Source organism: Frankia sp. CeTa3Moorea (assembly GCF_978021225.1).
Genome location: NZ_CDXDOR010000025.1, coordinates 25846 through 46163 on the forward strand (window position 1 = coordinate 25846; position 20318 = coordinate 46163).

The 20318-nt window shown below is 70.8% G+C and carries 16 protein-coding genes, 1 tRNA gene and 1 riboswitch; of the genes, 9 read left to right on the forward strand and 8 right to left on the reverse strand.

Annotated elements, in window-relative coordinates:
* Nucleotides 1-307: 307 nt before the first annotated feature.
* A complete protein-coding gene (locus tag AC08OV_RS07305; RefSeq protein WP_476613472.1) occupies nucleotides 308-1216 on the forward strand; it encodes a glycosyltransferase family 2 protein in 909 nt (302 codons plus the stop codon).
* A gap of 293 nt (nucleotides 1217-1509) precedes the next feature.
* The gene (locus tag AC08OV_RS07310; RefSeq protein WP_476613473.1) at nucleotides 1510-2547 is read left to right on the forward strand and encodes a hypothetical protein; all 1038 of its coding nucleotides are present in this window, start codon (nucleotides 1510-1512) and stop codon (nucleotides 2545-2547) included.
* A 28-nt stretch (nucleotides 2548-2575) separates the two neighbouring features.
* Here the strand turns inward: AC08OV_RS07310 and AC08OV_RS07315 are convergent, their stop codons facing one another.
* Entirely contained in the window at nucleotides 2576-5509 is a 2934-nt protein-coding gene (locus AC08OV_RS07315) for an nSTAND1 domain-containing NTPase (RefSeq protein WP_476613474.1), read from the reverse strand.
* 621 nt (nucleotides 5510-6130) lie between these two features.
* Between AC08OV_RS07315 and AC08OV_RS07320 the strand changes: the two genes are divergently transcribed.
* The gene (locus AC08OV_RS07320) at nucleotides 6131-7516 is read left to right on the forward strand and encodes a pyridoxal phosphate-dependent decarboxylase family protein (RefSeq protein WP_476613475.1); all 1386 of its coding nucleotides are present in this window, start codon (nucleotides 6131-6133) and stop codon (nucleotides 7514-7516) included.
* A gap of 139 nt (nucleotides 7517-7655) precedes the next feature.
* Here the strand turns inward: AC08OV_RS07320 and AC08OV_RS07325 are convergent, their stop codons facing one another.
* From AC08OV_RS07325 to AC08OV_RS07340, 4 genes are all read right to left on the reverse strand, one after another.
* Nucleotides 7656-8297 (reverse strand): NAD(P)-dependent oxidoreductase, encoded by a 642-nt coding sequence (locus AC08OV_RS07325; RefSeq protein ID WP_476613476.1) that lies wholly within the window; start codon nucleotides 8295-8297, stop codon nucleotides 7656-7658.
* A 285-nt stretch (nucleotides 8298-8582) separates the two neighbouring features.
* Nucleotides 8583-8669: transfer RNA gene (locus AC08OV_RS07330), tRNA-Ser, on the reverse strand.
* 134 nt (nucleotides 8670-8803) lie between these two features.
* Nucleotides 8804-9250 carry a tRNA adenosine(34) deaminase TadA gene (gene tadA, locus AC08OV_RS07335; protein ID WP_462187576.1) on the reverse strand — a complete coding sequence of 149 codons (447 nt, stop codon included), beginning with the start codon at nucleotides 9248-9250 and terminating at the stop codon, nucleotides 8804-8806.
* A gap of 108 nt (nucleotides 9251-9358) precedes the next feature.
* On the reverse strand, nucleotides 9359-9850 hold the full coding sequence (locus AC08OV_RS07340; protein WP_476613477.1) for a tRNA adenosine deaminase-associated protein: 492 nt from the start codon (nucleotides 9848-9850) through the stop codon (nucleotides 9359-9361).
* A 428-nt stretch (nucleotides 9851-10278) separates the two neighbouring features.
* Here AC08OV_RS07340 and AC08OV_RS07345 point away from each other — a divergent pair, with 428 nt between their 5' ends.
* The 3 genes from AC08OV_RS07345 (at nucleotide 10279) to AC08OV_RS07355 (ending at nucleotide 13153) form a co-directional block, all read left to right on the forward strand.
* The gene (locus tag AC08OV_RS07345; protein WP_476613478.1) at nucleotides 10279-11529 is read left to right on the forward strand and encodes a MurT ligase domain-containing protein; all 1251 of its coding nucleotides are present in this window, start codon (nucleotides 10279-10281) and stop codon (nucleotides 11527-11529) included.
* Between the two features lie 95 nt (nucleotides 11530-11624).
* Nucleotides 11625-12368 (forward strand): type 1 glutamine amidotransferase, encoded by a 744-nt coding sequence (locus AC08OV_RS07350; protein ID WP_476613479.1) that lies wholly within the window; start codon nucleotides 11625-11627, stop codon nucleotides 12366-12368.
* Nucleotides 12369-12505: 137 nt separating this feature from the next.
* On the forward strand, nucleotides 12506-13153 hold the full coding sequence (locus tag AC08OV_RS07355; RefSeq protein ID WP_476594059.1) for a plasmid partitioning protein: 648 nt from the start codon (nucleotides 12506-12508) through the stop codon (nucleotides 13151-13153).
* A gap of 517 nt (nucleotides 13154-13670) precedes the next feature.
* Here AC08OV_RS07355 and AC08OV_RS07360 read toward each other — a convergent pair.
* From AC08OV_RS07360 to corA, 3 genes are all read right to left on the reverse strand, one after another.
* Nucleotides 13671-14777: a C40 family peptidase gene (locus AC08OV_RS07360; protein ID WP_476613481.1), complete on the reverse strand. Its 1107-nt coding sequence runs from the start codon at nucleotides 14775-14777 to the stop codon at nucleotides 13671-13673.
* Between the two features lie 5 nt (nucleotides 14778-14782).
* Nucleotides 14783-14957: riboswitch (cyclic di-AMP (ydaO/yuaA leader) on the reverse strand.
* Between the two features lie 344 nt (nucleotides 14958-15301).
* On the reverse strand, nucleotides 15302-15688 hold the full coding sequence (locus AC08OV_RS07365; protein WP_476615660.1) for a hypothetical protein: 387 nt from the start codon (nucleotides 15686-15688) through the stop codon (nucleotides 15302-15304).
* A gap of 215 nt (nucleotides 15689-15903) precedes the next feature.
* Nucleotides 15904-17166 (reverse strand): magnesium/cobalt transporter CorA, encoded by a 1263-nt coding sequence (gene corA / locus AC08OV_RS07370; RefSeq protein WP_476615659.1) that lies wholly within the window; start codon nucleotides 17164-17166, stop codon nucleotides 15904-15906.
* Nucleotides 17167-17386: 220 nt separating this feature from the next.
* Between corA and AC08OV_RS07375 the strand changes: the two genes are divergently transcribed.
* The 3 genes from AC08OV_RS07375 to AC08OV_RS07385 form a co-directional block, all read left to right on the forward strand.
* On the forward strand, nucleotides 17387-18100 hold the full coding sequence (locus AC08OV_RS07375) for a PhzF family phenazine biosynthesis protein (protein WP_476615658.1): 714 nt from the start codon (nucleotides 17387-17389) through the stop codon (nucleotides 18098-18100).
* A gap of 203 nt (nucleotides 18101-18303) precedes the next feature.
* Nucleotides 18304-19080 carry a hemerythrin domain-containing protein gene (locus AC08OV_RS07380; protein ID WP_476615657.1) on the forward strand — a complete coding sequence of 259 codons (777 nt, stop codon included), beginning with the start codon at nucleotides 18304-18306 and terminating at the stop codon, nucleotides 19078-19080.
* 237 nt (nucleotides 19081-19317) lie between these two features.
* On the forward strand, nucleotides 19318-20318 hold a 1001-nt coding region (locus AC08OV_RS07385), incomplete at its 3' end, for a PP2C family protein-serine/threonine phosphatase (RefSeq protein ID WP_476619475.1).

Consider the following 20318-nt stretch of genomic DNA (forward strand, 5'->3'; position numbering starts at 1 on the left):
TGGCAGGTCTCCTCGGCTAACCAGAGCACGATCGAACTACGTCAGTCCGGTCAGGATGCCATGACCCGTTCACCGGGCGTCGGCCCGGCCTCCCTACTTGTAGCCGCGGACGAAGAGTCTCACGGCGGACCGTAGCGCAGCGTCGAGTTCCGGGCTGTCGAGCGCAGGTGGATTGTGGACGGTGAACGTGCCGAGCTCGGTCATCTCCCAGACGGTTCCTTCGAACCGCTGGTTTTCTATGGAGTACTGGGACCGGCTCGACTGCGACGATGATCCCGACGACGACTGACCGGGGGGCGGTGTGGTAATGACGTCGGCGTCGGCTGGGGCGCCGGGCGATCTGGACGTCCTGATACCCACCCGCGGGCGGCCCGCGGCGCTGGCCGTGACGCTCGCCGGCCTGGCAGCGCAGACCGCAACCGGATTCCGCGTCGTCATCTCGGACCAGACACCGGGACCGGCAGCGTGCGACACCCCCGAGGTCCAGGGGGTGCTGCGGCTGCTACGAGCGCGGGGCAGCGCCGTCGAGGTGCACCGGGGGCGGACGTGGCGGGGCATGGCGGAGCAGCGCCAGTTCCTGCTCGACGCGTCCCGCGGCCGATATGTGCTCTACCTCGACGACGATGTGCTCTGCGAGCCGGCCCTCGTGGACCGGCTGCTCGCCGCCATCCGCACCCTGCGCTGCGGCTTCGTCGGCACCCCACCGCAGGGGCTGAGCCACGTCACGGACGTGCGGCCGCACGAGCAGAAACCCTTCGAGACCGTCACCGACGCCGCGGACGTCCGGCCGGAGCGGGTGCGCAAGGGCACTCCCGGCTGGGAACGCTGGCGGTTGCACAACGCGGCGAACCTCACCCACATCACCGCCGGCCTCGCCCGTCGCGGCCGGCTGCCGGCGGGTGGCTGGCTCGCCTACCGGGTGGCTTGGATCGGGGGCTGCGTCCTGTACGACCGGCATGAACTGGTCATGGCGGGCGGGTTCGAATTCTGGCCCAGACTGCCCCCCGACCACCGCGGCGAGGACGTGGTGGCCCAGCTGCGGGTGATGGAGCGGGCCGGCGGGGTCGGCGTGCTGCCGGCGGGCGCCGTCCACCTGGAACTGCCGACGACGCTCCCCAACCGTCGCGTGGATGCCTACACCGAGATCATTGAATCCGACGACCAGGCCGACCAGGCCGACCAGGCAGGCGGCGGGCGGCTGCCACGACCGCCCTGAGGCTCCGCCGGTGCAGAAGTCACGGCGAGTGACCTGTGCCGGGTCGACCGGTGCCGCTGTGGGCCGTAGGCTGCGGCGGGCCGCGGGCCGTGGGAGACCACGTTGTGCTGGGTGTTTCCGCTTCCGGCGGGCAGCCGCCCCGGCTAGCGTCCAGCGAGTGTGCAGTCGGGCCGGCAGACGGGGCATGACCATGGCAGACGGGGCGTGACCATGGACGATGACCCGTTTCTCGACTGCCCATGGACGGATCATGGTCATGGGAGGCGGGCGACATCCCGAAGCGCAGGTGCGGCATGGGCGACGAGTCCGATCGACGGCGGTTCCTCCGGCTGGCGGCGGGGGCATCCCTGCCACCCGGGCTGTTCATGGTCCGGAGCGGGCGAGTGACCCCGCGAGTGATCGCGTCCGAGGACGTCCTGAACCACATCGACGTCCGCATCCAGCAGATCACCGGGGCGTACGAGCGGACCCCGATCGGCGCGACGAGCGTGTACCTACGCCGGCATCTGCCGGCCGTCCGCTCCCTGCTCGCCGAGGGCGGGCACCCGACCGCCGTCGACGCCCGCCTGCACCGTGCCGCCGGCCGCCTGGCCGCCCTGTGGGCCACCACCCGCCACGACCTCGGTGACATCCCCGGGGCGACGGCCGCGTTCGCCGAGGCGTTCGGCCACGCCGAGGAGGCGCGGGACCGGGCACTGCAGTGCTGGGTTCGGCTGTGGCAGAGCTCCCTGGCCCGCAAGTCCGGCCGCCTGGCCTCCGCCCTCGCGCTGGCCCGCGCCGCCACGTCCCACGTCGGTGCGGGCTCGCCGGCCGCCAGCCGCGCCGCGGCGATAGAGGCCCGTACCCTGGGCGCGCTCGGTGAACGGGCGGGCGTGCACGAAGCGATCAACCGTGCCTGGCGCATCCAGGGGACGCTGAGCCGCGCGCAGTCGGGCAACCCCGGGTTCTCGATCGACACCCTGCATATGCTGACGCTCGCTGAACTGTCTGCGGCGGCGTACGTCGAACTCGGCCAACCGGACGCGGCCTCGGTCTATACCGACGCCTCGGTGCACCATCTCGACGTCGCCGGGGCGACCGGCCTGCGGTCGATGGCGAGGATCGCCGCGGCTACAGCGGCCCTGCACCGCCACCACGTCGACGAGGCCGAAGCGCTCGTCACCGAGGCACTGGACATCTCCGAGCACCGGCCGAACGCCGTGATGGTCACGCGGACCCACCGGTTCCTCACGGACGCCCGGCGGATCGCCGGGCGGCGCCAGGGCACGAACAACATCGCCGAACGCCTCGACACCTGGACGTTGCCGTCGTTGCCGTCGTTGCCGTCGTAGCCGCCGGTGCCGCCGGTGCCGTCGGCGGTCACCCGGCGCAGGTGTCCTGGTAGGGCAGGCCGGGAATGTGAAAGCTCCACGCCGACTGGTCGAGCCCGCCCTGGGCCTCGTGGCAGGCGTACTCGACGACGCCGTTGCGGCGGAACGCGTCGACCGCGGCGAGCCGCCACAGCCGGACGGTGCCATCGTTGCCGCCGGAGGCCAGCGTCCCGCCGTCCGGGGAAAACGCCAGCGACAGGACGGAGCGGGTGTGCCCGGTCAGCGGCTGCCCGATCTGCCGCGGCGGGGTGACGCTGGTGTCCCAGAGCCATACCCTCCGGCCAGATCCGACCGCGGCCAGGACCTGCCCGTGCGGGGAGAAGGCCACGGCCCGGACCGGTCCGGGGTCGGCGAGAAGGAGGCTGGGCGGCCGGGGCCGATCCGGGGCGGTGACATCCGCCAGCATGATCGATCCGTTCTGGCCGGTGGCTCTGAGGCGCCCGTCCGGGGAGAATGCCTCCCACGGCGTGGGGGGGACCGCGGCGGCATTCACGCGCTCCCGCGCTTGTGGCCGGTCCGGGTCGGCGATGTCCCACCGCAGCACTGTCCCGTCGACGCCGGTCGCGTCGAGGTTCCGGCCGTCCGGCGAGAACGTCACCGACGTGATCCCGCTGCGCTGGCCGGTGAGGGGCGGGTCGATCCGACGAGGTTGACCCTCCGTCACATCCCACAGCACGACCGTTGCGTTCGCGCCGCCGACGGCCAGGAGGCGCCCGTCCGGGGAGAACGTCACCGAGGTGACGGGATCGCCGCGGCTGGCGAGCGCGGTCGGGTCCTCGACGAGAGTCTGCAGCAGGTTCGCCTGGCTGCCGGCCTCACTACCGGCCTCACCACCGGTACCGGAGTCGATGTTCTCGGCGGCGATGGCGAGTCGTAACGCGCGCACCCGGTCCGTCGCCCGCGCGGCGTCGGCGTTGGCGAGCAGGGTATGAGTGATCAGGGCGTGCCGCGCCCGTTCGGTGGTGCGCTGCGCCCGTTCCGCGGTGCGCTGCGCCTGCCGGGCGGTGAGGGACTGCCAGGTGGCGATCGCGGCACCGGCGACACTGAAGACGAGGAGCACGGAAAGGACGGTGATGACCTGCCGGCGGCGTTGACGTTCGTGACGTTCCCGGCGGCGGGCCGCCTCGACGCGCGCACGTTCCTGGCGACGGGCTTCCTCGATCCGCTGGTCGCACGCGTCGATGAACCTCCGCCCGGCCGGTTTGAGATGGACCACCGGCTCCTCACCGGCGCGGAAACGCTCATAGGACTGCCACAGCGTCGTGATGGCGGTGGTCAGCCGGTCCTCGTCCCAGAGCGGGCCGTCGTTGTGCTCCCACTCGGCGGCGGCGCGCTCGACCTTGCCCTCACTGAGCAGGGCGGCTTCCCGTTCCCGGATGACGGCATCCAGTGGCTTCCAGGCGGTCAGCAACGCCTCGTGGACGACCCCGACGGCGGTCCCCAGGCTGTCGCTGGGGGTGGACAGCAGCCGTTGGTTCACGAAGACCTGGAAGGTTCTCCGCAACGCGTCGGACGGCAGGTCCTTGAGGTCGATGCGTCGGCGGGTCCGCCGACCGGCCTCGTCGAGCGTGGCGAGCTCGGCCAGGCCGACCAGGATCTCCTCCCGGCCCAGCCCGCTCGTCTCCACGGCGTCGTCGAGGACGGCGTCGGCGCGGCGGGCCAGCGCCCCCTGCACGCCACCCAGCTCGTGGTACCGGTCCATCGACAGGGTGCCGCCGCGGGTCTGGTCCTTGGCCAGCTCATGGAGCGTGAACGCCAGCAGCGGCAGTGCCTCGCCGTCCTCGGTGTCCGCGACCATCTTGGCGACCAGCTCCGGCTCCACCTGCAGGCCGGCTACCCGGGCCGGCTCGGTGATGACGACCGGCAGCATGTCCCGGGCCAGCGGGCGGAGGGGGAAGACGTGCAGGTTGACCCCGCCCTGTTCGGGGGGGCCGCTCAGTTCGGGCAGGGCGAAGACCTGGTCCTGGAACTCGGAGCGAAGCGCCATGACCACCCGCACGGGACCGGTGACCCCATGCCGCAACAGGGTCGCCAACCGGGCCCGTTCCTCTTCGTCCGATCGGGTGAACAGCTCCTCGCCCTGATCGATGATCAGTAGCAGCAGTCTGTCCCGCGCCGGGCCGGAGCCGGCCGTCAGAAGTTCTTCGGCCAGCCCCATCAGGGCCAGGTCGTCCTCCCTGAGCTGCCGGTCGATGTCGGTGACCGCCCACTGCTGGCCGACGCGCCTCGCAGCCTGGGTCAGGGTGTGGGCGAGCTTGCGGACCGGGTCCCGGCCCGGCCAGAAGGGGTCGGCCACCTCCCAGCCGGGCTCGCCCGCCAGCCGGGCCGGCAAGCCGGCGGTGACCAGCGACGACTTGCCGCACCCGGAGGCACCGACCACCAGTAGCAGACGCTGTTCACCGAGGGAGCGTAGCCGGTGGGTGAGCCGCCGCAGCTCGTTGCCGCGCCCATAGAACACCTTGGCCATGTCCCGGGTGAACGGCCGCAGACCCGGGAACGGGGACCGGTCGTCCGCCCAGCCCAGCCCGCCGGCGGCCTCGACGCGCCGCAGCCCAACGTTCAGGTTGTCGGCCCATCGCGGATTTTCGTGCAGGTGAACGTGCTGCCGGTCCTCCAGGAGCGGGGAGGTGACCGTCGGCTCCACGCGCAGCGGCAGCAACAGGCTGCCGACCTCGTAGGCGATTCCCAGTTCGTAGGCGCACCACGGGGAGGCGTTGTAGGCGTTGGTGATGACACAGACCACGGCGTCGGCGGCTCGCAGCTCGCGGTGCAACCGATCCTTCCACATGTCGCCGGGCTGGACGCCCACCCGGATGTCCTGAGCGAGGAACACCCGGTGGCCAAGAAGGGTCAGTGCCTGATGAACCTCGTCGGCCAGCTCCGCGTCGGTGCCCGCATGGCTGACGAAAACTCGTGCCACCATCGCCCCCGGGATTCGCCGTGCACATCCTCAGGAACATTCTAGGCGCCGACGCCCTCGCCGCCCTTGTCGCCGAACGGGTGCGATGAGGGCGACTGTGAAAGCACGGTCCAAACGCCGGGTCGCGTGAAGATTGCCCCGCGGTACGACACGTGTCCATCGCGCTGTTGTAGGACGCGTCGGCTTGTCCGGCGGTCCGGTTGCACGCCTGGGACCACTTCATGGCATGCTCGGTTTCGATGACATGAGGATGTGTCGGCCGCTCGTCCCCCGGGACGGCGGGTCTGGGCACCTTCCGCGGCGTCCATGGGGTATATGGATGGACGCCCGGGCATGTCGTCCCGTAGGCCGGGTCCTCATCGTGGAGGTTTGTTGTGAAGCGTGTCGGAGCAATTGTTCTGTTGGTTGCCCTGATTGGTGGCGGGTTCCTCTTCCGTCGTCAGCGCGGCAAGCAGGACGCGTAGCCTCGCGTCGTCCCCCGGGTCGCGGGAGATCACCCCGACCCGGGCGGCTTGTGACGGTCCGCGACGATCCGGTGTGAACTCGGGGTTGACCCGGAAACGCCGATGTTGCGGCGGGGTGAGCTACCCGATGTCCGGGCATGGCCGACCCTAGACTCCGCCTGTGCATCGGTTTGACGGGCAGACTGCCGATCTCGTCCGCGCGATCTGTGACTTTGCTCGCGTCCGGCTCGGATTCGATCCGGTACCGCTGGACGCGCCATTGTCACGGGACGAGTTGGCGGCAGCGGTGGGATCCACGATCACCGCCGAGGGCATCGGTGGCCGTCGTGTCCTCGAGGTGTTCGACGAGAAGCTGTCCCGCGCCTGCATCTCGACGGATCATCCCCGCAATCTCGCTTTCATCCCGGCCGCCCCGACCAAGGCGGCTGTGTTGTTCGATCTGGTGGTCGGGGCATCGTCCATCTACGCGGGCAGCTGGATGGAGGGCGCGGGCGCGGTCTTCGCGGAGAACGAGGCGCTGCGATGGCTGTCGGACCTCGCGGGCTTCCCCGCCTGCGCCGGTGGGCTGTTCGTACCGGGGGGCACCGTCGGCAACCTGTCGGCGCTGGCCGCCGCCCGGCATGCCGCCCGGAGTCGGTTGACCGCCGCCGGTCGGCCGACTCCACCGCGATGGCGGTTCGTCTGCGGTGCCGAGGCGCACTCCTCCCTCTACCAGGCCGCCACGGTGCTCGACGCCGAGGTCGTCGTCGTGCCGACGGATGACGCCGGACGGCTGACCGGCCCGCTGTTGGCCGAGGCGTTGGACCGGCTCGCCGAGCAGGGCGGCGCCGAGGCCGTCGACGGCGTGTTCGCGGTGGTGGCGACTGCCGGGACCACTCAGTTCGGCACCGTCGACGACATCCGCGGGGTGGTGGACGTCTGTCAGGCCCGCGGGCTGTGGGTGCATGTGGACGGCGCCTACGGGCTGGCCGCGCTCGCCGCCGCATCGACCCGCTCTCTCTTCGACGGGATCGCCGAGACCGACTCGTTCATCGTCGATCCACACAAGTGGCTGTTCGCGCCGTTCGACGCCTGCGCGCTGGTGTATCGCGATCCGGCGGTGGCCCGGGCGGCGCACGGCCCGCAGCGGGCCGGCTACCTCGAGGTCCTGGATTCGGCGGGGGCCTGGAACCCGTCGGACTATGCCATCGGGCTGTCCCGGCGGGCCCGCGGGCTGCCGTTCTGGTTCTCGCTGGCGACGCATGGCACCTTGGCCTACGGCCAGGCCATTGAGTCCACGCTGGCGACCGCCCGGGCGGCCGTGCTCCAGATCGCCGCGCTGCCTCACCTCGAGCTGGTGCGGGAACCGCAGCTGTCGATCGTGGTGTTCCGTCGGCTGGGTTGGCAGGCCGCGGACTACCGGCGGTGGAGCGAGAACCTGCTGCGGGACGGTTTCGCGTTCGTTCCGCCCACCGTGCACGAGGGCGAGACCGTCGCCCGGTTCGCCATCGTCAACCCGCGGACCACCGTCGACGACATCGGCGCGATCCTCGCCACGATGGCCTGATCCTCGCCACGATGAGCTCCCTCTCCCCGCCGTCCGGTCTTCCCGCCGGTTCGGTCTCCCCGCCGGTCCGGGGTACGGGGCGTGCCGCCCGGAGCGGCGCGGGTGGGTCCGACCCGTGCCGCCCGCCCGGGCGCGTGGCTCAGTTGCCGACGCTGAACCGCCGGTTGCGGTGCCGCGGCTTCTCGATCTCGTCGAGGGCCGCGACGGCGAGATCCTCCAGGGAGATGCCCGTGTTGCCCTGGGCGTCCACCACCGGCCGGTCATTGCCGGTGCGGTACCCTCCCCGGGGCTTTCCCTGGCCCACGTTCCGCGGCGGCGGGGTGATGGCGGCCCACCGTATGTTCCGGGCGCCGCGGTAGACGTCGAGCGCGTCGGCCTGGTCAAGAGCGTCCTTGCGCTCGGCGGCCGGGAAGCCCGGGGTGTCCATGAGACGCTGACCGTTCTCGTCCTCCAGGGTCCCCCCGCTGGAGACGTGGAGGATGCTCGGCGCCGGCTCGCCGATGCGCGGCAGGACGTCAACGAGCGTGCGGGCAGCGTTCGCGTGCACCGGGCGGTCCGCGCCGCCGATCGCCACGATGACGGCGTCCGCATCCTGCGCCAGCTGCTGAACGGAATCGCGGGACGTGACGTCGCCGACCACGCCGTTCGCTTTGTTGGGAAGTTTCTTCACCCGGGCCGCGTCGAGCTCGACACCGGTGACCGCATGCCCCCGTCGAATCGCCTCGTCGGTGATACGGCGCCCGATCTGACCACCGGCACCAAAAATAACGATTCTCGCCATGCCATTGCCTCCGACTCGCCGGTCGTGCAGCTGATGGAAACGCCCGCGGGTATCCATCCGCGGGCGTCATGGTCAGTAGTGAATTACTTTCCGCGTTTACTATTTCACGCTCCGCGGCGACTGCAAGTCGACGTCTGCCCGGGCTTGATCCTCCGGGACCGCTGTGCGGGCCCAGCCAGCCGCTGCTCGAGCCGGCGTTCCAGGTGCGGGAGGAGCCAGGTGCGGGAGCATCGTGGCTGGTTGGCCGGCTGGGCAGCACGCGAATAGCGAGACGTACCGATAGGGCGGTGGAGGTGGGATTTGAACCCACGGAGGGGTTGCCCCCTCACACGCTTTCGAGGCGTGCGCCCTCGGCCACTAGGCGACTCCACCGTGGATTAGCCTACCGGACGTCGCGAGAGTCCGGTTCGCCGGGGTGTGTAGGGGTCCGACGGCGTCGAGACGGCACCCCGTCGTCCCGTCGTCCCGTCGTCCCGAACCGGGCTAGCGTGGCGGCGGTGTGCCGGCTAGCGCCCCGCCGGGCGTCGGCGCGCGGCGAAGAACTCCGCCAGGAGCGCGCCGCACTCGCCGGCGCGAATCCCGGCAACCACCTCGGGTCGATGATTGAGCCGCCGGTCCCGCACCACGTCCCAGAGCGAGCCGACCGCCCCGGCCTTCTCGTCGACCGCACCGTAGACGAGGCGGTCCACCCGGGCGAGCACGAGGGCCCCCGCGCACATGGTGCAGGGCTCCAGCGTGACCACGAGGGTGGCTCCCGGTAGCCGCCAGGAACCCGTCCGGCGCGCGGCCGCCCGCAGGGCGATCATTTCGGCGTGGGCGGTGGGATCGGCGCCGCGTTCCCGCTCGTTGTGCCCGAGTCCGAGCACCGTGCCGTCCTCGGTCACCACCAGGGCACCCACCGGGACGTCGGCGTGGTCCGGGGCCAGGCGGGCCTCGCGCAGGGCGAGCCCCATCGCCTCGTGGAAGCGGTCTAGTCCGGGTGGACCGCTCAGCCGGGCGGGAGCGCCCGCCCGGGGGTACTCGTCGGGATCGGTCATCCCGGATCAGCCGGACCGGTGAGCTCAGCCACGTGCGTCGTCGAGGATCTCCCCCGCCCCGGCCCGTTCGCTGAGCGCGCTGATCACATCGCCCGGCAGCATCCCCTCCTCGCCGATCAGTTCCAACAACGCCTCCGCGGGGGTGCCCAGATCGCCGAGTAGATCGAGATCGCCCACGGGGGCGGCATGGGTGACGGCGGACGCGTCATCCTCGTCGTCCGCGGTGATCAGTCCCGCCATCGAGGGCAGCGCGTCGGCGAACAGGCGTTCGGCGAGATCGGAGGTCACCAGGACCCGGCGATCAGAGAGGAAGACCTGCGGATCCGGGTCGTCGGGACGCATGCAGACCACCGCGAGGTACTCGTCGTCCTCCTCGATGAAGGCGATGACGGGGCCGTCACCCAGATCCCGCATCATGTCGGTGAGGGCGTCGAGGTCGTCGGCGTCGGCCGGGTCGAGATCGTGCACCGACCAGTGGCCGTGTACCTGCGCGATCGCGATTGCCTTCGTGGTCACTGTGCGCCCTCACGTCCCTTCTGCAACCGCGCGGCGGACCCGGGCTGGCCGTGCCGGCCGTGCCGGTCCGGAATGCCCGCCCGGCGCGGCCCCCGGTGGCCGAACCTGCGCACCCGCGCCGACCAGCCGTGTTCCACCTGTGATTCTCACCTGTGGGGGCGGCCGTGGGTATTCCGGTTCACTCCGTCGGGTGAGTTCTACCGCGATGCCGCGTCGATTCCGCCACGGTGGTCCGGTCGACGCCTTCCCCGACGGACTATGGGTAACGCCAGCTCACGTGAGGTAATGTCCGGCCGGAACAAACCCCCGTCCGGGGGCGCTACCGGGTGGTACCGGGCCGATGACCGGGGACTGGACCGGGATCTATCGGAACGGAAGACGGGGCGGGCTTCGCCGCCCGGTGCCGTCGTGGCACTGTAGAAACCGCGATGACGACATCAATCCCCCGCCGGTTCACCGCCAGGACCCAGGCCGCGCTCGCCGTTGAACGTCTGGCGGCCGAGGCGTCACGCCGGCTCGGCCGTGGTTCCGGCGAGATGATCGGTGGCAAGCTCGCGCTGCGGGTGTCCCCGGGGGCGCTCGCAGAGGTCGGCTCCCACCGGATGACCGCCTGCGTGTCGGGCACCAACGGCAAGACCACCACCACGCGGCTGCTTGCCCGGGCCCTGGGCACCCTGGGGCCGGTCAAGTCGAACAGCGGCGGGGCGAACATGGCGCCCGGGGTGCTGGCCGCGCTGTCCCGGCCGCCGTTCGACGCGGCGGCGGCTCTCGAGGTGGACGAGATCTGGCTGCCGAAGGTGGCCAGGGAGATCTCCCCGCGGGTGGTCCTGCTGATGAACATCAGCCGCGACCAGCTCGACCGGTCCAACGAGACGCGGCGCATCGCCGCCATGTGGCGCGAGCTCGGCTCGGAGCTGCGCGACACGACGGTGGTCGCGAACGTCGATGATCCCCTGGTGGCCTGGGCGGCGGCGGGCTGGCACCGGCAGGTCTGGGTGTCGGCGGGGCAGAACTGGACGGCGGACGCGATGGTCTGCCCGCAGTGCGCCCGGCTGCTGTACCGCAACAGCAGTGGCTGGTGGTCCGAGTGCGGGCTGGCCAGGCCCGAACCGATCGTCGCGGTCACCGGCTCCCGGGAACTGCTCTGGTACGGCCGCACCATCGCGGCCCGGCTCGATCTGCCCGGACGGGTGAACCTCGGTAACGCGGCGATGGCCGCCGCCGCGGCCCGGGAGTTCGGCGTCGAGATCGAGGATGCGCTTGCAGCCATGACCGGCCTGGGCGATGTGCAGGGTCGCTATCAGGAGGTGGCGCTCGGCGAGGAGGGCCACCGAGGCCGGCTGCTGCTGGCGAAGAACCCCGCCGGCTGGGTGGAGATGATGGAGCTGTTGGCGGACGCGCCGCCGCGGCCTGTCGTCATCGACTTCAACTCCCAGACCGCTGACGGGCGGGATCCGTCCTGGATCTGGGACGTGCCGTTCGAACGGCTCGCCGGCCGGCAGGTGTTGGTCACCGGGGAGCGCAAGGAGGACATGAGCGTGCGGCTGGCCTATGCGGAGGTGCCGCACAGCGTGTATGCCAGCGCGGAGGACGCGGCCCTGGCCGCCAACGAGAAGGTGGTCGACGTCGTCGCCAACTACACGGCGTTTCGCGATCTGCTGGTGAGGTCCACGCGGTGAGGTCCACGCGGTGAGGTTGTGTACGCGGCAAGGTTGTGTACGCGGTGAGATTGTGTACGCGGTGAGGTTGGTGACGCAATGAGGGGATCCACGCGATGACGGGCGGCTCGGCGACCAGGATCGCGCTGATCTACCCCGAGCTGCTCGGTACCTACGGTGATGGCGGTAACGCGATCGTGCTGTCCCAGCGCCTGCGCTGGCGTGGTCTGCCGGTCGAGGTGGTGAACGTTCCCGCGGGGTCGGCGGTGCCCGAGAGCTGTGATATCTACCTGCTCGGCGGGGGTGAGGACGCACCGCAGGTCCTCGCGGCGGACGGCATCCGGCAGAACCGGGCGATCCGGCGAGCGGTGAGCTCGGGAGCGGCGGTGCTCGCCGTGTGCGCCGGCTACCAGGTGATCGGCGCGACCTTCCCGTCCGGTGGGGAGATCCACGAGGGGCTGAATCTCGTCGGCGTGGAGACCCGTCGCTCCTTCGGCCCGTCGGACGCGCCGCCGCCGCGCGCGGTCGGGGACATCGTGGTGGAACCGGACGCACGGCTCGGCCTGCCCACCCTGTACGGGTATGAGAATCACGCCGGGCGGACGAGGCGGTTGCCCGGCGCGAACGGCATCCCGCTCGGTACGGTCCGGCTCGGGACCGGTGACGGTGACGGCGGAACGGACGGCATTGTGGATGGCCGGGTCATCGGCACCTACCTGCACGGGCCGGTGCTCGCGCAGAACCCCGCCCTCGCTGATCTCCTGCTGAGCTGGGTCCACGGTCCGCTGCCGCCGTTGGGCGCGCCCCGCGAGGTGGAGGTGCTGCGCCAGGCCCGGCGCCGCGCGTTGGCCGTCACCTGACGTGTCCCCTGGCGTTTTTTGGGGCAAGTTTTTTTGGGGGGCAAGGCGGACAGACCTGGTCTGACTCAGGTCTTGTCGTCATCTGCTACCAGGTTTGCGGCGTTTCCCGGCCAGCGGTGTGGTTCGGTTGGATCGTGGTGTCGAATCCCCTCGCCGGATGGTGGGGCAAAAACAAGAGAACCGTGCTCATCGTCGGTGTCGTGATCGTGGTTGCCTGGGGCTACCTCGGGACCCGTGACCGCCCGAGGACCCAGCGGGTCAGCCTGCCCGGCGACTACGCGTCGGCGGGCCGTGAGCTGCTCGTCCAGGCCCCGTCCGATCCCGCCAACCCGCTTCCGCTGGTGTTGATCCTGCACGATGACAACGCGGACGCGAAGTCACTCGACCGGCAGAGTGACGCCGGCAAGCTCGCGAACTCCCGCGACTTCGCGGTGGCCTTCCCGGAAGCCGTGGGCGGCACGTGGCGGATCGACGGACCCGAGGGGGCGGACGTGCGCTATCTGCGCGACGTGGTCCGCTTCGTCTCCACGGAACGGACCAAGGTGGATCCGGACCGGGTCTACGTGTGGGGGATCGGCGAGGGTGCCCGGCTGGCCCTGGCCGCTGCCTGCGCCCCGGGTAAGCCGGAATTCGCCGCGGTAGGCGTCGTCGGGCAGTTCGACCCGGAGCCCGGGCCGAACTGCCAGGACCGTGTCCCGGAGGGCCGGGCCCCGGAGGCCTCCTGGGACCGGAAGGTCAGCGAGGCCCTGTGGAAGTTCTCGTCCGGTCACCGGCTGGGGGCCTGACCGCGGCGCCCGCGAGCGGGCCGGGCTGTTTCCCGCACCGGGCAGAGACTGAAGGCTGAAGTCCGCCGATGCCGCCGGGAGGGGGGTAGCGGCATCGGCGGACCTGGTCGGCCGGGGGTCCGAGGCCCGCCGGCCTTCCCGTGCGGATGGGGGGGGATCCGAGGGAAGGCCGGCGGAATCGGGGGCCTTCCGGCCGGACGGACGTCAGATGGGGGGGAGATCTGACGTCCGTCCCACCGGAAGGAGGGCCCGTCCGGATAGCTGGAAAGGAACCATGTAGGCGGGTTGTCGGGCGGTGACAGGGCCCGCTTGCTGGTCTGTCCGCGGCTTCGCCGGTGGGTGGGAGTCCCGGGCCCGGCTTTCACGGCTTCGGGTCGGTACCCGGAGGGGAGGCCCGGTAGCCGGCCGCTGGTGGACTGGCAGGGCTCGTGCGGTCCGCTAGCCGCGAAGGCGATCCACCGGAGCCGGATGAGCCGTTGCGTCGGCATGAGGGCGGTGCGCCGGCTCCGACCGGCTGCTAGAGGATCCGACCTACGTAGTAGGAGGTGGTATAGATCTTCTTGAGCGACACGACGTCGCCGGTGCGCGGCGCCACCCACATCATGCCGTTGCCCGCGTAGACGCCGACGTGGTAGATGTTCCCGGGCGTCCCGAAGAAGATCAGGTCGCCGGGCTGCTTGTTGTATTGCGACACCCGGGTGGCGGCGGCGAACTGGGCGTCGGTCGTCCGCGGCACACTCCTGCCGAGCTGCTTGAAGATGTACTGGATGAAGCCGGAGCAGTCGAACGCGCTCGGGCCCTCCGCACCGTAGACGTAGGGCTTGCCGGCCTGCAGGGAGGCCAGGTAGACGGCCTTCTCCCCGAGGGAGCTCGACGGGACCGGAACCGACGTCTGGCCCGCGGCGCCCACTGTCGCAAGGAGATCCGACCAGGCGGCGTTGCGGACGGGCTGGGGGGTGGGTGCCGGCCGTACGCGCAGGGTGGCGTCGTTCGCCGAGCGGGCGGACTGCAGGGCGTCCGTGCCGTCGAAGACCGCGGTGACGTTCGTGGTGGTGAGCACCCGGGCCGTGTAGGAAGTGTAGCCTTGGGCGTTAGTGTAAAGGTGCTTGAAGGTGGCCCACCCGGTGGGGAGCTTCACTTGCACCTTGACCAGCTGGTTCGCCAGTGGTTCGTGGGTCTGCTCGTTGTAGAGCGAAAAGCCGATGTCGATCGGCTGGTCCGCGTTGACGGTCACGTCGGGGTTGGTCACCCGGAGACCGACCTGAACCTTGCCGGTCAAGGGCGGGGCGTTGACACCGCCCGCCGAGCCGAGCAGGGAGGTGGAGCCGTGGGTGCTGACCGCCGCCGCCGCGATGCTGCCGCCCAGGGCGGCATGGGAGCCGATCTGCGCGGCGAGGGTGATCGGAGCGGTGTTCGGCTGCTCGTCCTTCGCTGCGTCGGCGTTGATGTCGGTGGCGCAGCCGGCGAGAGCCACTCCGGAGACCGCGACGGTCCCGGTGGTCACGGCGGCGAAGGCGCGGGCCCGGGCCCGGCTGCGGGTGGCCGGGGGCGCGGAGGGTGCGCGATGACGGCCGCGACCGGCGCCTCGCGTTTCTTCGTCGAGCTGCACGCTTTGCGCGGACAACGGTGTATTCCTTCCCGTACGCCTGCGAAGTGAGCTGTCGGGTTCGGGCTGGGCTGCCCGGCTCTCGCGTGACCTTCACGCGTCGAGCTTCACCCCTAGGTCGACACCGCGGATCGGTGCCGGCCGGTGGAGGTGGGTCCCCCGCTCCTGCCCCTGATGACGACTCGGAGGGGACACCGGGGCCGGGGGCAGGACTCGGCGTTCGGCCCGGTGTTGTCGTGACGTCGGCGTGAGACTAGTCCACTTGGACGGGGTGGGTAAACACTAGTCCTTCCCAACTACGGCGAGTGTGCGTTGAAGTTCCCGTCGCGCGACGTCGGCGGCCCGCTCGGCCGGCCGGGCTGACCGGGCGGGCCGAAGGCCCTTCGCACCCCGGTTGTCCTGCTGGTTTTTCGCTGCGTAGGGGGTCCGTGGCGGCGGCCGGTCCGGGTGAGAGGCGGGCGGGCGGGTAGCCCTCCCTCGGCCCGTAGGCGACTTTTGACTACTTAAAGTAGTTGACGGGCGAGGTCGGGCGTGCACCCCCCTCAGCGGGACCGGGAGCTGCGGCGGGTGAGGAATCCCGCCGCATCGAGCACCTGGAGCTCGACCGCGAGCTCGTGGACCTCACGGGGCAGCGAGCGATGGTGCGCCAGCGCCTCGACCGCGGCGCGGGCGTGGCCGGCGAGCTCGTCGAGGGCGTGCTGGCGCTGGCGCATCCGAGCCCGCTCCTCCTGGATGGTCCGGACCGTGTCCTCCTGCCACCGGCGGGTCCGGATGAGATGCTCGCTGGCGTCGGCGGCCTGCCGCTCGGCATCCTCCAGCCGGTTGAGGAGCGCGTCGAGGGCCTTCAGCCGGCCGGCGAGCTCCGCGATGAGATCGCCCCGATCAGGCAGGATGGCTGTTTTATGACTCTTGGGGTCAGACGAGGTCATGGAGTCCCCTGACGGGTGGGGGGATCGGCGGGGACCGCACCGAGCGGCTGGCACGAGACCCGGTTGCTCCGACACGGTTGGTAACGGTAACCGACGTGGCGGGCCAGGGGTAACCCATCGTACGGATACGTCGCGTCAGCCAACTGATAGTAAAAAGGGACTATGGATCTGCCGTCATTGTCGTGGTCCCTGCGCGCATAGCATGCAGGTCGGTGTCAGAGCCAGCCGTTGCGCTTGAACGCACGGTAGAGGAACAGGCAGATCGTCGTAATGACGGCCAGGATGGCCGGGTAGCCCCACGTCTGACGAAGCTCCGGCATGTGGTCGAAGTTCATCCCGTAGATCCCGGCGACGGCGGTCGGGACGGCGCCGATCGCCACCCAGGCACTGATCCGTCGCATGTCCTCGTTCTGTGCGATCGTCACCTGCGTCAGCGTCGCCTGGAGCACGGAGGAAAGCAGCTCGTCGAAGTGAGCTATACGCTCGCTGACCTGCTCGAGGTGGTCGGCGACGTCCCGGAAGTAACGGCGCATCGCCACGTCGACCATCGTGGGGGCGTCCGTGGTGAGGGTACGCAACGGGCCCGCGAGCGGCAGCACCGCGTGCTTGAGCTCCAGAAGCTCGCGTTTCATCTGGTAGGCGCTTTCCGTCGACGGCTTCTGATCCCGATGGAAGACCCCCGCCTCGATCTGGTCGACGTCGGCCTGGATGCTTTCCACGGTGCGGACGTAGTCATCCACAATGCTGTCGCAGATGGCGTGCAGCACGGCCGTCGGGCCGTGCCGGAGCATCTCCGGGTTGGCCTCCAGCCGGCCGCGCAGCTTCGTCATCTCCCCGTGCCTGCCGTGCCGCACGGTCACGACGAAGTCCTCGCCGAGGAAGATCATGATTTCGCCGGTGGTGACTACCTCGGAGGTGCTCGTCATCTGGGTGTGCTCCACGTAACTGGTCGTCTTGAGCACCATGAACAGGTGGTTCTCGTATTGCTCGAGCTTGGGGCGCTGGTGGCCGGTGACCGCGTCCTCCACCGCGAGCTTGTCCAGCCTGTACTCCTCGGCGATCGCGGTGAGCTGCTCGTAGCTCGGCTCGAACAGGCCGAGCCAGGCGAACCCGCTGCGTTCGGACCGCGCCAACCGCAGCGCGTCGGCCTGGTCGATGTCCGTGGTGACCCGCCGGCCATGGCTGTACACGCCGCAGGCCATGACGCGCCCGTCCGGCGTCCGCGGTAGCCCGGGGCGGGGCACCTGGCGTCGTTTGCGACCCACCCGGACCAGGGAGACCGGACGGGTCAGCGCGCCGGCGAGCTTATGGGCGTTGGCCGACGCCTGCTCCAGGGCGTCCCCCAGCACCTCCCGGACGGGATGCTGGCTGCCGTGGTCGCCGCCGTCCGGGTGCGCGCCGTCATCGTCGCGTCCCCGGCTCTCGCGTACCGTCTCGTCGCGTACTCTTTCGCCCGGCACCGCATCGTCCCGCATCATTGCCTCCTTCCCTGCCGCCGATCCATGTCCATGTCCACCTGTCGGCATTTCCCACGACCTTCCCGCTGGTGAACCTTCATGGTGACAAGTCGGTGCCGGCCGTCCGGAGGCGATCCGGGCTTCACCGTGGACGCGGATGCCTGGCGACTGTGCCGGCGGGGTGCCACGCGAAGGGTGAGACACACGTCCGGCGTATGGGATACCTCACAGGGAGGATCGAGTGATCGGGATCGAGGTACGCACGCTTCGGGTGTTCGCCGACGAGACGGGCGCCGGCGGCAGTCTGCTCGCCGTGGTGCTGGACGCCGCGAAGTTGCTGCCCGACGCGCGGGAGCGGTCCGTCGTCGCGCGCCGACTAGGCTGCCCCGCCACGGTCTTCGTCGACGACCCGGAGCTGGCGGAGCTGGCCACCTTCACGCCCGCCGGGGAGCTGCCCATGGCGGGACACGCCCTGGTAGGGTCGGCCTGGCTGTTGGGTCGGCTGCTCGGTGGCCATCCGGAGATCCTCCGCCCGGCCGGCGGCGAGGCGGTCAGCTGGCAGGAGCAGGGCCGGGTCTGGGTCCGCAGCGCCTTGGCCGCCGTGCCTTACTGGTGGCATGAGATGCTCGCGGATCCGGGCCAAGTCGACGCGCTCGACCTGCCCCGTCCACCCGGCGAGGACCTGACCCAGCTCTGGGCGTGGGAGGATGAGCCGGGCGGGGTCGTGCGGGCCCGGGCCTTCGCCAGCAGGCACGGCGTCACCGAGGACGAGGCCTGCGGGTCGGCTTCCATGCGACTGGCCGCGGTGCTCGGGCGGCGGCTCACCATCCGGCACGGTACCGGTTCGATTGTGCTCGCGCAGCCGGGTCCGCCCGGCCACGCCGACATCGGCGGCCTGGTGGTCGAGGATGAGACGCGGTTCCTCGCCGATCTCGACGAGTTCCTCGCCCGGTGACGGTGCCGTCCGGCGAAGCCACGGCCGGACACCACAGGGAGTAGGTCTGAGAGTCAGGTGCCGAGCGAGGCGACTGGCACCTTTTGTGGGTACCGGGTTACGGCTGCGTGGTGGCTGCCGAGATGCGGACCGGGTCGGCTAGGCGTAGCTTTGGCTTCCGGTAGCTCTCCGCTGGGTATCTGCCCATGGGCTGCGAGGTGGTCATGGCCGAGACGTTGGCGACCTTGGTGGAGGCCGCGCATCAGGACGCCGTCCGTCTGATCGAGCTCTCGCGCAGCGCCGACGCCCACGGTGACGTGGGTGGTCCGTCGACCGACCCGCGGCAGGCGCTGCATGCCAGCGACGCGGCCGTGGCCGCCGTCTCCGCGCACCTGAGCGCGATGGAGTCGGTGGTCTACCCGGAGATGGCCCGCCGGGTCGTGGGTGGCCGGGCGCGGGTGGCGGACCTGGGCCGCTTGGCGCGGCGCTGCTCCTCGGTGATGCGCGGCATTGAACAGTACGTCCAGGGGGACCTCAACCGGCCCGCGGAGCCGGTCGCGAACCTGCGCCGGGATCTGGCCGCGTTGATGGTCGAACATGCGACGCTGGAGGACGAACTTCTGCGTGAGCTGATGGCCGAGCTGTCCGACGACGAGCGCCGGGATCTCCTCGACCGCTTCTCCGATGCGATGCGCCACGCTCCGACCCGACCGCATCCGCACCTCCTGCACAGCAGGCTGTTCGGTGGAAGCCTGGTGGCCCGCCTGACGGGCTACTGGGATCACCTGCTCGACGTGATGGACGCTCGGGAGGTACCCGGCGCGCCGGTGCGGGCCCCGGTGCCCGCCGGGCTGTGGGGCTGGTACCTGCTGGGCCGTCCCACGGCGCCGGTTCCGGGTGAGACCCCGCCAGGGAGGGAGGGCGCGCAGGGCCGCGCTGCCGGCAGCCACACCGCTGCCGGCAGCCATACCGATGCTGATAGCCACACCGCCGCCCGTTGATCTGTCCTGGCGACTGCCGTCGTTCCCGTGGGCCCACCATGTCTTTCTGAGCCCGGTTTTCCTGAGCCCGTCGCGCTCCGTCTTCCTGGTCGGTCTTCTTGGCCGCGGTCCACTCCGGTTCGGCGTTCCGATGCGCACGGGCGCTGTGGTCGTGCCATGCTTCGGGTCCGGGTTGGGCCGGTATGGCCTCGTGTCGTGCAATGCCGAGGAGATGTGTCAGGAACCGAGAGCAACGCGATGCGGGCGCCGAACGCTGATCCCGTGGAAGTGATCTGGCCTGTGCTGTTGGTCGAGGACGATGATGCCGACGCCTATCTGGTGTCCGAGCTCCTCGACGAGGCCTCCGCTCCGGTCGAGCTGACCCGGGTGCGTACGGTGGCCGAAGCCGCCCGTCGCAGCGAGCACGTCGCGTGCGTGCTGCTGGATCTAGGGCTGCCGGACAGCGAGGGCCTGTCGGCGCTGCGCCGGTTGCTCACGGTCGAGGCGGGAGCGCCGGTCGTGGTGCTCACCGGTCTGGTTGACGAGTACCGGGGGGCGCAGGCGGTCGCCGCGGGCGCGCAAGACTACCTCGTCAAGGGCCAGGTCGACGGGCGGGACCTGGTCCGGGCCGTCCGGTACGCGATCGAGCGCAAGCGGGCCGACACCGCCGCGCAGGCGCTGCGGGAGTCGGAGCTGCTGGCGGACGAGCGGGCCCGCCTCGAACGCGGCCTGTTACCCCGGCCGCTCATCGACGACGGCCGGTTGCACCACGACGCCCGGTACCGCCCCGGCCGGCAGCAGTCCCTGCTCGGCGGGGACTTCTACGACATGGTGTCCACCGCGGACGGCACGCTCCACGTCCTGCTCGGCGACGTTTGCGGGCACGGCCCGGACGAGGCAGCGCTCGGGGTGAGCCTGCGGATCGCGTGGCGCACGTTGGTCCTTGCCGGTGTTCCGGAACCCGACCGGCTCGGGTATCTCCAACGCGTGCTGGTGAGCGAGCGGGAACAGGACGAGATCTTTGCGACGGTGTGCACCCTCGCGATCGCTCCCGACCGGACCTCGGCGCGGATGCGGCTGGCCGGTCATCCGCCGCCGGCGCTGTTGCATCCGCGGCTGTCGGCGCTGCCGGGCGACGTCGTCGGTCCGGCTCTCGGCATCGTCGACGACGACCTCTCCGAGGAGGTGCGGATCGAGCTCGGGCCGCACTGGGCGCTCCTGCTCGCCACGGACGGCCTGCTGGAGGGGCGGGAGGGACC

Excerpts from the sequence above, each read along its gene's own strand:
- AC08OV_RS07365 (WP_476615660.1), bottom strand. The coding sequence starts at position 15,688 with ATGACCTCGTCTGACCCCAAGAGTCATAAAACAGCCATCCTGCCTGAT.
- tadA (WP_462187576.1), bottom strand. The coding sequence starts at position 9,250 with ATGGGGCTCGCCCTGCGCGAGGCCCGCCTGGCCCCGGACCACGCCGAC.
- AC08OV_RS07310 (WP_476613473.1), top strand. The coding sequence starts at position 1,510 with ATGGGCGACGAGTCCGATCGACGGCGGTTCCTCCGGCTGGCGGCGGGG.
- AC08OV_RS07315 (WP_476613474.1), bottom strand. The coding sequence starts at position 5,509 with ATGGTGGCACGAGTTTTCGTCAGCCATGCGGGCACCGACGCGGAGCTG.
- AC08OV_RS07380 (WP_476615657.1), top strand. The coding sequence starts at position 18,304 with ATGGCCGAGACGTTGGCGACCTTGGTGGAGGCCGCGCATCAGGACGCC.
- AC08OV_RS07350 (WP_476613479.1), top strand. The coding sequence starts at position 11,625 with ATGACGGGCGGCTCGGCGACCAGGATCGCGCTGATCTACCCCGAGCTG.
- AC08OV_RS07305 (WP_476613472.1), top strand. The coding sequence starts at position 308 with ATGACGTCGGCGTCGGCTGGGGCGCCGGGCGATCTGGACGTCCTGATA.
- corA (WP_476615659.1), bottom strand. The coding sequence starts at position 17,166 with ATGATGCGGGACGATGCGGTGCCGGGCGAAAGAGTACGCGACGAGACG.
- AC08OV_RS07325 (WP_476613476.1), bottom strand. The coding sequence starts at position 8,297 with ATGGCGAGAATCGTTATTTTTGGTGCCGGTGGTCAGATCGGGCGCCGT.
- AC08OV_RS07345 (WP_476613478.1), top strand. The coding sequence starts at position 10,279 with ATGACGACATCAATCCCCCGCCGGTTCACCGCCAGGACCCAGGCCGCG.